Annotated in this window: 15 protein-coding genes; all 15 read right to left on the bottom strand. The window is 66.2% G+C overall.

All coding sequences use genetic code 11. The annotated features are described in order from the left end of the window. Nucleotides 1-3: 3 nt before the first annotated feature. The 15 genes from fliF to fliI all read right to left on the bottom strand — a co-directional run bounded on the left by fliF (nt 4) and on the right by fliI (nt 12659). A complete protein-coding gene (gene fliF, locus PU724_RS02540; RefSeq protein WP_354419496.1) occupies nt 4-1665 on the bottom strand; it encodes a flagellar basal-body MS-ring/collar protein FliF in 1662 nt (553 codons plus the stop codon). A gap of 132 nt (nt 1666-1797) precedes the next feature. Next, on the bottom strand, nt 1798-2682 hold the full coding sequence (locus PU724_RS02535; RefSeq protein WP_126058480.1) for a flagellin N-terminal helical domain-containing protein: 885 nt from the start codon (nt 2680-2682) through the stop codon (nt 1798-1800). A gap of 246 nt (nt 2683-2928) precedes the next feature. Next, complete coding sequence (locus PU724_RS02530) at nt 2929-3813, bottom strand: flagellin N-terminal helical domain-containing protein (RefSeq protein WP_127285014.1); 885 nt, start codon at nt 3811-3813, stop codon at nt 2929-2931. A 235-nt stretch (nt 3814-4048) separates the two neighbouring features. Further along, on the bottom strand, nt 4049-4780 hold the full coding sequence (gene fliP, locus PU724_RS02525; protein WP_126058482.1) for a flagellar type III secretion system pore protein FliP: 732 nt from the start codon (nt 4778-4780) through the stop codon (nt 4049-4051). After that, on the bottom strand, nt 4777-5271 hold the full coding sequence (locus PU724_RS02520) for a flagellar basal body-associated FliL family protein (RefSeq protein WP_127393890.1): 495 nt from the start codon (nt 5269-5271) through the stop codon (nt 4777-4779). Before PU724_RS02520 ends, fliP begins: the two co-directional genes overlap by 4 nt. Before the next feature lie 26 nt (nt 5272-5297). Continuing rightward, nucleotides 5298-6002 (bottom strand): flagellar basal body L-ring protein FlgH, encoded by a 705-nt coding sequence (flgH, locus tag PU724_RS02515; RefSeq protein WP_354419493.1) that lies wholly within the window; start codon nt 6000-6002, stop codon nt 5298-5300. Beyond that, complete coding sequence (locus tag PU724_RS02510; protein ID WP_354419491.1) at nt 5999-6580, bottom strand: MotE family protein; 582 nt, start codon at nt 6578-6580, stop codon at nt 5999-6001. Before PU724_RS02510 ends, flgH begins: the two co-directional genes overlap by 4 nt. Nucleotides 6581-6583: 3 nt before the next feature. Then, complete coding sequence (locus PU724_RS02505; protein ID WP_135858258.1) at nt 6584-7825, bottom strand: flagellar basal body P-ring protein FlgI; 1242 nt, start codon at nt 7823-7825, stop codon at nt 6584-6586. Further along, nucleotides 7822-8367, bottom strand: coding sequence for a flagellar basal body P-ring formation chaperone FlgA (flgA, locus tag PU724_RS02500; protein ID WP_354419489.1), 546 nt, complete (start codon nt 8365-8367; stop codon nt 7822-7824). The genes PU724_RS02505 and flgA overlap by 4 nt, the downstream gene beginning before the upstream one ends. 6 nt (nt 8368-8373) lie before the next feature. Beyond that, nucleotides 8374-9162, bottom strand: coding sequence for a flagellar basal-body rod protein FlgG (flgG, locus tag PU724_RS02495; protein ID WP_127311692.1), 789 nt, complete (start codon nt 9160-9162; stop codon nt 8374-8376). A gap of 9 nt (nt 9163-9171) precedes the next feature. After that, on the bottom strand, nt 9172-9510 hold the full coding sequence (gene fliE / locus PU724_RS02490) for a flagellar hook-basal body complex protein FliE (RefSeq protein ID WP_127285021.1): 339 nt from the start codon (nt 9508-9510) through the stop codon (nt 9172-9174). Then, on the bottom strand, nt 9507-9926 hold the full coding sequence (gene flgC / locus PU724_RS02485; protein WP_127311691.1) for a flagellar basal body rod protein FlgC: 420 nt from the start codon (nt 9924-9926) through the stop codon (nt 9507-9509). Before flgC ends, fliE begins: the two co-directional genes overlap by 4 nt. Nucleotides 9927-9928: 2 nt before the next feature. Next, nucleotides 9929-10309 (bottom strand): flagellar basal body rod protein FlgB, encoded by a 381-nt coding sequence (gene flgB / locus PU724_RS02480; protein WP_127311690.1) that lies wholly within the window; start codon nt 10307-10309, stop codon nt 9929-9931. 102 nt (nt 10310-10411) lie between these two features. Then, nucleotides 10412-11257: a hypothetical protein gene (locus PU724_RS02475; RefSeq protein WP_354419486.1), complete on the bottom strand. Its 846-nt coding sequence runs from the start codon at nt 11255-11257 to the stop codon at nt 10412-10414. Next, a complete protein-coding gene (fliI, locus tag PU724_RS02470) occupies nt 11238-12659 on the bottom strand; it encodes a flagellar protein export ATPase FliI (protein ID WP_354419485.1) in 1422 nt (473 codons plus the stop codon). Before fliI ends, PU724_RS02475 begins: the two co-directional genes overlap by 20 nt. Between the last annotated feature and the right edge of the window lie 4 nt (nt 12660-12663).

Genomic DNA, 12663 nt, shown 5'->3' with positions numbered 1-12663 from the left:
GGTCTATCCGGCGACTTCCTGGGCGGCCCATTTGCGCAGGATCTGCGCGGTGCGTTCCTCGTTGAGGTCGACCATGCGGGCAAGCCGTTCCTGCGGCGCCGGCCGGATCTTCTGGCGAAGGTCGTCGAGCGGCGTGGAGCCGGCGCGCGCGCCCGGCAAGGCGCCGACGGACGCGGCTGCCGCGTCGGAACCGATTGCCGCCACCGCGGGCTCGGGCGTCGGCAGCGAGCGCTGGACATCGTCGAAGCTCGGGCCGGCGATGGCCGGCTTGGCTGGAGCCGTCAGCGCGGCCGCCATCGGCCTCAGGCCGAAAAAGGCGACCAGGAACACCACGACGATGAAGGCGCCGGCATTGATCAACGTGCCGGTATAGGTCCCGATCGAGGCCAGGATGCCCGGCTGCTCGATCGGTTCGCCATCGAGCCCGTCGATGAACTCGACCGCCGAGACGTCGATGACGTCGCCGCGCTTCTCGTCGAAGCCGGTGGCGGAGGCCACCATCTTCTGGATGTCGGCGACGCGCTTGGCGATCTGCTCCGGCGTGGCGTCCTTGCCGAGAATGGTGGCCAGGCGCTGCTGGTTGACGACGACGGCGACCGACATCTTGGTGACCGAATAGCCGTTGGAGACGGTGGCGATCTTCTTGGAGTTGATCTCGTAGTTGGTGATCTCCTCCTTGCGGTCGTTCTGCGAGGTGGATTGCGGCCCCTCGGTGCTGGCCGCCTGGGTCTCGGGCAGGTTCTGCTCGACGCTGGTCGGGGTCGAGGCCTGCTTCTGATTGCTGTTCTCGTTGGTGCGCACCGACTGCACGGAGCGCTCGACGCGGGACTCCGGATCGAAGATCGTCTCTTCGGTCTGGCGGGTGTCGGTGTTGACGTCGGCCTTGACGCTGGCGCGGAAATTGTCGGGACCGAGATAGGGTGTCAGCGCGCGGCGGATGTTGTCGCCGATCTGCGCCTCGACCGTCTGCTCGACGCCCAGCGTGCGGGCAGCGCTGGTGTTGGACGGGTCGTCGCCGGCGGCCAAAAGGTTGCCGTTGGAATCGAGCACCGTCACCTTGTCGGCCGCCAGGCCGGGGACGGCGGCGGCAACCAGGTGGCGGATCGACATGGCGCTCTTTTCGGCATCGATGCCGGCATAGCGGATGACCACCGAGGCCGAGGGCTGCTGCTCGTCGCGGCGGAAATTGGCACGCTCGGACATGACGATGTGGACGCGCGCCGCCTTGATGCCGGCGATCGACTGGATGGTGCGCGCGATCTCGCCCTCCAGCGCCCGCACCCTTGTGATCTGCTGCATGAAGGATGTCAGGCCGAGCGAGCCGACATTGTCGAACAGCTCGTAGCCGGCATTGGCGCTGGTCGGCAGGCCCTTCTCGGCGAGCATCATGCGAGCCTGCGCGGTGGTGCCGGCGGGCACCAGCACGGAGGTGCCGTCGGCGCCGACGTCGAAGCCGATGCCGGCCTCGCCCAGCACCAGGCCGATCTGGTTCACGTCGGAGCGCTCGAGCCCGACGTAGAGCGTCTCGTAGGCGGGACGGTTGAGATAGATCGAGGCCACGCCGATGACGGTCATGACGAGCGCCGCGATGCCGCCCAGCATGACGAGGCGCTTGACGCCAAATGCCCTGAGATTCGAGATGATGCTCTGGATCTGTTCCGGCACGTTCCAACGGCTCCCAGCACGACTGTCCGTCGGAACACTAGACCGCGAAGCTTGTGCGAGGATGATAGGCGGAACGCAAAAGGCCGCGCTTGCGGCGCGGCCTTCGATGCAGTGGAAAGATCAGCCGGGATGTCAGCTCTTGAACAGGGCCAGGATCGACTGCGAGTTGCCGTTGGCGATCGACAGCGACTGGATGCCGAGCTGCTGCTGCACCTGCAGCGCCTGCAGGCGGGTCGATTCCTTGTTCATGTCGGCGTCGACCAGCGCGCCAACGCCCTTGTCGATCGAGTCCGAGAGGTTCGACAGGAAGCTCTTCTGGGTGTCGATGCGCGACTTGGCGGCACCGAGATAGGCCGCGCCCGTCGAGAGCTTGGCAAGCGCCGTTTCAACGCTGCCAAGCGCCGTATCGATGGCGGTGTCGGTGACTGCAGCGGCGCTCGGGTCGAAGAAGGTCGTGGCGAGCAGGCCGCCGACGATGCCGCCCGTGCCGGCAATATCGAGAACCTGCGTGTCGGCGGCCGCGACATTGATGGTGTCGATGGCGACGGTGGTGCCGGTGCGGTTGTAGGAAGCAACGATCTGCAGGTCGGAGGCGACGAGGCCGTCGTTCTGCAGCAGGTTCGAGCCGGCATAGCTGGCATTGGTGACCGACGACTTGATCTGCTCCTGGATGGCCTTGATTTCGGTCGCGATCTTCTGCTGGTTATCCTGGCTGGCGCCGCGGGCGGTGACCAGCTTGGCCTTGATCGCGTCGACCTGGTCCTTGATGTCGGTGATGGCGGTGTAGGCGGTGTCGACCTTGCCGGCGCCGAGGCCGAGCGCGTCCTGCACCGCCGACAGCGCCTTGTTGTCGGAACGCATGCTGGTGGCGATCGACCAGTAGGCGGCGTTGTCGGAAGCGGTGGCGACGCGGTAGCCAGTCGAGATGCGGGCCTGCGTCGTTTCAAGCGCCTTGTTGGTGGCGTTGAGGCTCTGCAGCGCGGTCAGCGCCGCGGCGTTCGTCATGATACTTGCCAAGGTACACCCCTTCTCAAAGCAGGCATGCCTTACGCATGCCGGTCAACCCGTTTGGCGGGGGCGTCATGCCTGTGGACCAACTGGTCTGCCCGTCATAAGTGAATGGTTAACCATAACTAGCGCGACATCGTTAATGGCGCGTTAAAGCCATGCTTTGGCGAGGGAAAATGACAAGGGTTTCACAAATGAAAATCGGGCCGCGCTGACGGCGCGGCCCGATGCAGATGACTGGAGTTCAGGAGGCGATCAGCCGCGGAAGAGCGACAGGATCGACTGCGAATTGCCGTTGGCGATCGACAGCGCCTGGATGCCGAGCTGCTGCTGGACCTGGAGGGCCTGCAGGCGGGTCGATTCCTTGTTCATGTCGGCATCGACCAGCGAGCCGACGCCCTTGTCGATCGAGTCCGAGAGGTTCGACAGGAAGCTCTTCTGGGTGTCGATGCGCGACTTGGCGGCGCCGAGCGAAGCGGCGCCGGTGGACAGCTTGCCAAGCGCCGTTTCAACGCTGCCGAGCGCGGTGTCGATGGCAGTGTCGGCGACAGCGGCAGAGCTCGGATCGAAGAAGGCCGTGGCGAGCAGGCCGCCGACGATGCCGCCCGTGCCGGCGACGTCGAGGACCTGCGTGTCGGCAGCCTTGACGTCGATGGTGTCGATGGTGACGGTCGCGCCGGTGCGGTTGTAGGAAGCGACGATCTTAAGGTCGGACGCGGCGAGGCCGTCGTTCTGCAGCAGGTTCGAGCCGGCGAAGTTGGCGTTGGTGACCGACGACTTGATCTGCGCCTGGATGGCGTTGATTTCGGTCGCGATCTTCTGCTGGTCTTCCTGGCTGGCGCCGCGGGCGGTGACCAGCTTGGATTTGATCAGGTCGACCTGGTCCTTGACGTCGTTGATGGCGGTGTAGGCGGTGTCGACCTTGCCGGCGCCGAGGCCGAGCGAGTCCTGTACGGCCGAGAGCGCCTTGTTGTCCGACTTCATCGAGGTGGCGATCGACCAGTAGGCGGCGTTGTCGGAGGCGGTGGCGACGCGGTAACCAGTCGAAATACGCGACTGGGTGGTCTCGAGCTGCTTGTTGGTGTTGTTCAAGCTCTGCAGCGCGGTCAGCGCCGAGGAATTGGTCATGATACTGGACATGGCTACTCGTACCTTGATTTTACACGTGTTTTTTTGACATACCGGCTTTTCCGGTATGACGGTGCGGCATCATGCCAATGATCGTTGATTGAGATCACCCGCCATCTGGGGGGACTATGCTGGCAAGTCCCTACCAAAGGCCTAAACGCGACGGTTAACCGAAAATATATTGCAGGAAATCTGGGCGCGGCGGCGCGGCGCCAGTCACGCAAGGCTGGCGATCAATATCGACAGGTCAGGTGAAGGACCGCACCAGGCTGCCGACAAGCAGGTTCCAGCCGTCGATCAGCACGAAGAACAGGATCTTGAACGGCAGCGACACCACGGTCGGCGGCAGCATCATCATGCCCATCGCCATGGTGATGGTGGCGACGATCAGGTCGATGACCAGGAACGGCAGCACGATCAGGAAGCCGATCTCGAAACCGCGCCGGATTTCGGAGATCATGAAGGCGGGCACCAGGATGCGCAGGTCGACGGTGTCGCGCGAGACGGTCTGGCCGCGTTCGCGGGCAAGGTCGGCGAAGAGGTCGAAATCCTTGTCGCGCACATTGTGCAGCATGAAGGTGCGGAACGGGTCCGAGATCTTCTCGAACGCTTCCGCCTGCGTGATCTGGTTGTCCATCAGCGGCTTGACGCCGGTGTTCCAGGCCTGATCGAAGGTCGGCGCCATGACGTAGAAAGTCATGAACAGCGACAGCGAGATCAGGATCAGGTTGGCCGGCGTCGACTGCAGGCCGATGCCGGCGCGCAGGATCGAGAAGGCGATGACGAAGCGGGTGAAGCTCGTCACCATGATCAAAAGCCCCGGCGCCACCGACAGCACGGTGAGCAGGCCGAACATCTGGATCAGATAGCCGACGGTCGTGCCGTCGGCCTTGCCGATGGCACCGAGATCCAGCTGCTGGGCCGCGGCGACGGAGGTGGCAAGGACCAGGAGCGTGGCGGCGAGAAGGTATTTTCTCATTCGAGCAGCAATGTCCTGATCAGAATCTGTTTGGCATGGCCGCCGCTGCGGATGGCGGCGCGGTCCTCGAGGTCGGCCTTCAGATGCTGGTAGCCGCTGGCGCCTTCGATCTGATGCATCTTCAGCGTGCGCACCAGCGCCAGCAGGTCCTGGTGGATCTGCTCGGTCATTTCCGCCGGCTGCGGCGTGTCGTAGAACACCGATGCCTCAAGCCTTATCCAGACCTCGGCCGGCGACGCCAGGTTGGTGGTTATCGGCGCCAGCTGGACAAGCGTCGGTCCTGCAACCTCCTTGCCGGGCTCGGCGGGCTTCTCGCTGCTGCCTTCGTTTTCCGGAGCGACCGGCACCGAGGCCGGGGCATCGGTGCCCTTCAGATAGCCGCCGGACAGCCAGCCCATGCCGACGGCGGCGACCGTCACCGCCAGGAGCATGGCGAATTGGACGACCAGCGATGGTCCCTTCTTCTGCTCGACTTGCTCGACATTGGCCATGGTGTGATTTTCCGAGCCAGCCCGTCCTAGAAGGGGAGAACCTGATCGAGGATCTGCTGGCCATAGGCCGGTTGCTGAACCTCGCTGACGCGGCCGCGGCCGCCATAGGAAATACGCGCCTCGGCGATGCGCTCGTAGGGGATGGTGTTCTCGGCGCCGATGTCGGACGGACGCACCATGCCGGCGATGGTGAGCACCCTGAGTTCGTAGTTGACGCGCACTTCCTGCGAGCCCCTGATCATCAGATTGCCGTTGGGCAGCACGTCGGTGACGACGGCGGCGACGTTGAGCTCGAGGTTTTCGGAACGCTTGATCTCGCCGTCGGCATTGGTTTCGGTGCTGGAGCTCAGGCCGGCATCGCCCTTGCCGCTGGTGCTGTTGCCCTCCCATCCGAGGGTGATGTCATAGCCGAGCTTGCGTGCCGCGGTGCGGCTCCTGTCGTTCTGGTTCTTGAAGTTGGCCTTGTCGTTGAGCTTGATGTTGACGGTCAGGATGTCGCCTTCGCGCAACGCCCTGGGGTCGGTGAACAGCCGGCTCTGACGATCGTCCCACAGCGAGAATTTCTTGACCGGTGCTGCCGGCGGCTCGGGGTAGCTGTAGGGGGCGTTGACGCTGCCTGTGATGCCGGAGCCGACCGGAGACAGTGAAGGCTCCCTGCCGACCTCCTTGAGATCGGTGCCGCAGCCGGACAGCGCCGCGACCGCGACCAGGATGAGCATCTTGCACTTCATGACGGATCAACCCTTCGCGCCGCGCTGGCCATGATGCCGGTGAGCGCTGCCGCCGCCTTCTGGTCCATTTCGTTGAGGATGACGCCGGCCTTGCGCGAATCCAGCTTCATCAGGATGGCGGCGGCGAGTTCGACATTGACCATCGCCAGGCGTTCGGCCGCGGCGTCGGGCTTCATGCCGGCATAGATCTTGACGACGCTGTCCTCGGCGCGCGCCAGGAACACTTCGCGCCGCTTCAGCCATTGCTCGTATTCGGCGCGTTTGTCCTCCAGCGCCTTCATGCGCTGGTCGATGCCGGCCTGCAGCTCCTTCAGCTCCTGCGCCTGCAAGGCATAGCGGCGGTCGCGGGCGGCGTCGGCGATGTTGGAGCAGAAGCGCTGGATCTCGCTTTCGTCCGGCGCCTTCTCCCGCTTCAACTGCTGCGGCGTCGCCGGCGCCTGCCCGCCGGGCAGCACCTGGCGCACCGCTTCCTCGGTGCGGGCCTGGCCGCCGGCGAGAAGCAGCACCACGGCAAGGGTCGAGGCGACCAGCGCCGGCCTGGCGTTGCGGATGGGTTGGCGGGGAGCGATCATCGGCATGGCCTATTGGAGGACCAGATCGGCCTGCAGGGCGCCGGCCGATTTGATGCCTTGCAGGATGGCAATGATGCCGTCCGGCTTGACGCCGAGACGGTTGAGGCCGGAAACGAGCGTTTCGAGATTTGGTCCGTCGAGCACGGCGACGCGCGCGTCGGGCCGCGTGGCCTCGATGGCGGTGAAGGGCTCGACGGCGGTCACGCCCTTGGAAAAGGGCTCGGGCTGGACGACTTTCGGCGCCTCGGTGATGCGCACCGTGAGCGTGCCATGGCTGATCGCCACGCGCGCGATCTTGACGTTGTTGCCGATGACGATGGTACCGGTGCGCTCGTCGATGACGACGCGGGCCGGCGTGTCCGATTCCACGACCAGATTCTCGATCTCGGCATAGAAGCGCGCCGCCGAGACGTTCTTCGGCCGCCTGATCTGGACGGTGCGGGCGTCGCGTTCGGCCGCGACGCGCATGCCGAAACGCTGCGCGGTGTAATCGTTGATGGCATCGGCGATGCGAATGGCGGTCGAGAAGTCGGGGTTGCGCAGTTGCAGCGTCAGCACGCCCTGATCGTCGAATTCGGCCGGCACCGCGCGCTCGACGATGGCGCCGTTGGGGACGCGGCCCGCCGTCGGCACGCCTTGCGTCAATTGCTCCGCCTGGCCCTGGGCGGTGAAGCCGCCGACGATCACCGAGCCCTGGCCGACGGCATAGATTTCGCCATCGGCCGCCTTGAGCGGCGTCATCACCAGGGTGCCGCCGGCAAGCGAGGTGGCGTCGCCCATCGAGGAAACGTCGATGTCGATGCGGGCTCCCGACTGCACGAAGGGCGGCATGTTGGCGGTGACGATGACGGCGGCGACGTTCTTGGCGCGCGCGCTGCCGCCTTCGGTGGCGATGCCGAGATTTTCCAGCATGGCGCGGATCGACTGTTCGGTAAAAGGCGAATTGCGCAGGCTGTCGCCGGTTCCCGCCAGGCCGATGACCAGGCCGTAGCCGACGAGCTGGTTGTCGCGCGCGCTCTGCAGCTGGGCGATGTCCTTGATGCGCGCCGCGACCTGGCCGGGCGGCAGCGTGCTTGGCCCGGTCGAAACACGGAACATCCGCGTGGTGGTGGCGGGATCGTATTCCGGGTCGTTGAAGGCGCCGCCATTCTTCGCGGCAAGCTCGCGCTTCGCCTTCGGGGTCAGCCCGTCGGCCAGTGCCGGCTGCAGCCCAAGCGCAGCCGCCAGAAGCAAGGCAAGTCCGCGCATCATGAGGCGCCGACCATGATGGTGCCGTCGCCCATCACCGTGCCGGAAATGATCTTGCCGCTGTCGACATTGCGGACCTTGACCAGGTCGCCGGCGGCGCCCGGTTGCAAGGTGACGCCGGAAGCCGAAATGGTCAGGGCGCCGGCGGTGAAATAGATCTGCACCGCCGCGCCCTGTTCGACCAGCCAGGCGTCGCGGATGGCGGCGGTCGGGATATAGCGGCCGGGCAGTAGCGTGCGCTTGGCAACCTTGCCCTGGAGTTCCTGCGCGAGGGTGGCAACGGCGTCGGGCTTGTGCTTGCCGGGAATGAGCGTCACCTGCTTCAGCGCGGCAAGCTCGATCGTCTCGCCAGGATAGATGATCCGGTTGGGGATCAGCACGACCTCGCCGCTCTGCCTGGCATTCTGGGCGGCGAGCTGATTGGCGCTCTGGTTGCCGGCCTGATTGTCGCCGGCGTCCTGGGCAAACGCCGGCACGCCGCCGGCCACCAGCGCGAGGGCCAGCGCGGCGCGGCGGAACAGGGAGCGGTGGGCCGGCGCAATCATGATCCGCTACCTGATGTTCTTGGACACGACCGAGGCCATGTCGTCGGCGGCCTGGATGACCTTCGAGTTCATCTCATAGGCGCGCTGCGCCGAGATCAGTTCGGTGATCTCCTTGACCGGATCGACGTTGGACGATTCCAGATAGCCCTGTTCGATCGTGGCGAAACCGGGGTCGCCGGGCACGCCGACATTGGCCGGGCCGGAAGCCGCCGTCTCCTGGAACAGGTTGTCGCCGAGCGGCGCCAGGCCCGCCTCGTTGGCGAAATTGGCGAGCTGCAGCTGGCCGAGAAGCTGGAGATCGGTCTGGCCTTCGATGCGGGCGAAGACCTGGCCGGTCTTGTTGACAATGACCTCGACCGCGTCCGTCGGCACTGTAATGGCAGGGACGACATTGGCGCCATCGACCGTCACCAGCTGCCCCGTGGCGTTGGTGTTGAAGGCGCCCGCGCGGCTGTAGAGCGTGCCGCCGTCGGCGCCTTCGATCTGGAACCAGCCCCGGCCGGTCAGCGCGAGGTCGAAGCTGTTGCCGGTGCTGGTCAGCTCGCCCTGGGTATGGACGTTGCGCACGGCCGTCGTCTTGACGCCGAGGCCGATCGAGACGCCTTCCGGCACCAGCGAGGTGTTGGAGCGGTTGGGCACGCCCTGCGTGCGGTCGACCTGATAGAGCAGGTCGGAGAATTCGGCGCGGGCGCGCTTGTAGCCGGTGGTGTTGATGTTGGCGATGTTGTTGGCGATGACTTCCAGGTTGGTCTGCTGGGCGTTCATGCCGGTGGCGGCGATAGCGAGTGCTTTCATGACGCGGTCCTAGATACTCATGCGGCTGATTTCGAGGTAGGCGGAGACGACCTTGTCGCGGATGGCGATGGTCGTCTGCAGGGCCTGCTGGGCGCTCATCACCGCGTCGACCACCTGGCGTGTGTCGGCGTCGCCCCGCAGCGCCTGGATCGATACCTGTTCGGCATTCTGCAAGGTGTTGACGGTCTTCGACGCCGCCTGGCTCAGCGCCTCGGCGAAGGAGGTGCCGACGGTGTCCGTCGCGGCCTGTGGCGAGACGATGCCCTGCAAGGCGCCGGTCGCCGCGTCGGCGCCGTCGGTCGCCGGCTTGAGCTGGAGCGCGCCAATGTTGCCGATGCCGCTGATCATTGCTGGTTCCTCATCAGGTCGATGGTCATGGAAATCAGGTCGCGCGCCTGCTTGATGACCTGCAGATTGGCCTCATAGGAGCGGTTGGCCTCGGTCATGTCGGCCATTTCGATCAGCACGTTGACGTTGGGCATCTTGACATAGCCCTTCTCGTCGGCGGCTTCGTTGCCGGGCTGGAACTCGATGGGAAAATCGGAGGGATCGCGCGCCACCGAGCTGACCTCCACGAGCTGGCCGCCGGTCGAGCGGTCGAGTTCGGAAGCGAAGCTGATGGTCTTGCGGCGATAGGGGTCGGCGCCCGGCGCCGTGCCGGTCGATTGCGCGTTGGCAAGGTTTTCCGACACCACGCGCAGGCGCTCGGACTGGGCGCCCAGGCCGGACGCGGCGACTTTGAGAGCTGCGGTCAGCGCGTCCATGGTCAGCTCTTCACCGCCATCATCATCATGGAGTGGAAGGCCTTGACGATCGCGGTGTTGAGCTCGAAGGAGCGGCGGACCTCACCGGCCTTCATCAACTCGTCTTCCACCACCACGCTGTTCTTCGACGGCATGATCGAGCCGGTGCTTTCCTCCGGCTTGATGCTGAAACCAGCATTCGTCGCCTCGCCGCCAAGATGCCCGGCCTGGGTGGCCTGCAGCGACACCGCGGTGCGGTCGAGGACCTTCTCGAACGGCTCGACATCGCCCGCCGTGTAACCCGGCGTGTTGGCGTTGGCGATGTTGGAGGCAATGGCGGACTGGCGCACGGCCAGCCACTGCGACTGCTTCGTGGCGAGATCGAAAAGGTTGACGGGCTCCATGGGAATCTCCGGACGGGGTTCCCAGAGACTAGGCCGCCAGTCTTGCGCGGACCTTGCGCGGGGCCGGCATGGCGCAGCGCCGCGCGACCGGCCCGTGCGTCGCTATCTGGAGAGGTCGATCACCTGGTCGGTGCTGGTGACCATGACCCATTTGCCGCCGCGCTGCTCAATCGACGAGACGATGCTGGAATCCGGCAGCTTTGAGCCGCGCTGGACGATCCACAGGCCAGCGTCGTCCTCGATCATGGCGCGGCCGTTGGCGACATGCACCATGCGGAACTTGGGATCGGCCGGAAAGGGCTGCTGGTCGACGCCCGGCGCCTGGGCGGGATCCTCGGGGTCCTGCAGCGTGCCGGTGGCGAACAGGTCGACATCGGGAACATCCTTGGCCGTCAGCGGCTGGCCGGGATTTTCCATTTGCGAGCCGCCGCTGACGCGTCCGGCATTGGTGCCGCTGCCGCCGAACTTGATGGCCTGCACGCCGAACTGTTCCTGGTTGAAGAAGATGTACCAGGGAAACAGCGCGCAGATCAGGCCGAGCGTGACGCCGAGCGCGGCGACGACGAAATCGCTGCGCCGGTCGGGCTTCTTGCCCAGCCGCGGGAATTCCGCCTTTGGCGGCGTGGGCCATTCCGTGCGCGGGAACAGGTCATCGATCAGCGAGTCGCGGCTGGCCTGTATCGTCTCGGCCGCCTCAACCCGGGCAGCCGCGGGCAAATCATCCCCGGCGGTCCTGGCAGACCCGGCGGGCCTCGGGAGGGCGGGCTTCGCCGCCTTGGCCAGGACGGCCCCGGTCTTGGCCGCGACCTTGGCGGCCATGGCGCGCGCGGCCTTTGCTGCGGCGGATCGTGCTTCCTCGGCCAAGGCGTCTTCCTTGGCCCTGGCGTCGTCGATCATCTCGCGCAGCAGGCGCTCGGTATATTGGCGCTCACTCTCCTGCATCGCCATTCTGCTTTCCCTTCAGGTAGCGGGCGAGGTCGGCGAACGGATCGACGGACGCGCGGTCCTTCGGCGACTGCGTCAGCGCCTCGTAGATCAGCGGCACCTGGCGCACGGCGATGTCGAGCTCGGCGTCGGCGCCGCCCTGGTAGGCGCCGAGCAAGCGGATGTCGCGCGTGTCCTCGAAGCGCGAGATCATCGACTTCAGCCTGGTCACCAGCATCCGCTGCTCGGCGCTCCAAGCCTTGTCAGCCAGGCGCGAGATCGACGACAGCGGATTGACCGGCGGATAGCGGCCCTGTTCGGCGATCGCGCGATCGAGCACGACATGGCCATCGAGGATGCCGCGCACGGAATCGGCGACCGGGTCGTTGTGGTCGTCGCCGTCGACCAGCACCGAAATGATGGCAGTGATCGACCCCCTGCCTTTGACTCCGGGGCCCTCGGCGCCAGGTCCGGCGCGCTCGAGCAGCTTGGGCAGGTCGGTGAACACGGAAGCCGGATAGCCGCGCGCGACCGGCGGCTCGCCGGTTCCGGTCGCCACCTCGCGCAGCGCGTGGGCAAAGCGCGTGATCGAATCGAGCACCAGGAGCACGCGGTGGCCCTGGTCGCGGAAATGCTCGGCGACGCGCATGGCGGTGTCCGGCGCGCGCCGGCGCATCATGGCGCTCTCGTCGCTGGTCGCAACCACGGCCACGGTCTTGGCCATGCTTTCGGCGCCGATCGTGTCCTCGAGGAATTCGCGCACCTCGCGGCCGCGCTCGCCGATCAGGGCGACGACGACCGTATCGAAGGCATCGGCGCCGGCCAGCATGGCGAGCAGCGTCGACTTGCCGACGCCGGAGCCGGCAAAGATGCCGAGACGCTGGCCGAAACAGAGCGGCGTGAAGATGTCGATGACCCTGACCCCGGTCATGAAGGCGGTGCCGACGCGCTGCCGCGCCATGGCGCCCGGGGTCGTGGCATCCTCGCCCGGCGTGGATGCGGGCCTGACCAGCGGCGGGCCGCCGTCGATGGCGCGTGTCAGCGCGTCGATGGCGCGCCCGCGCCACGAGGCATGCGGCGTCACGGCCAGCGGTCCGCGGCGAAACACGGCGTCGCCCATGCCGGCGTCGGCACTGCGCTCGAAGGGGGCCACAACCACCTCGTCGCGGCCGATCTTGACGATTTCGCCGCGACGCGTGCCGGCATGGCCGCGCTGCTCGACGATATCGCCCAGCCTGGCGATGTCGGAAAGGCCGCGCACCTTGTAGTGGGTCGGCGAGATCTCGGCGACGCGACCGCCGCGCCGGAGAAGGGACTCGGCGCGGTCGAAGCGGCGCAGGACGCGTTCCAGGGCGGCAAGCCGGTCGGCAGGTGCTGCTTCCGGCTGCTTTTCCAGAGCGCGCAGCGAGGGTGGGCTGGTCGACATGCCT

This window comes from Mesorhizobium abyssinicae (assembly GCF_049887195.1).
GTDB lineage: Bacteria > Pseudomonadota > Alphaproteobacteria > Rhizobiales > Rhizobiaceae > Mesorhizobium > Mesorhizobium abyssinicae.
This window is presented reverse-complemented; position numbering and strand designations above follow the sequence as displayed.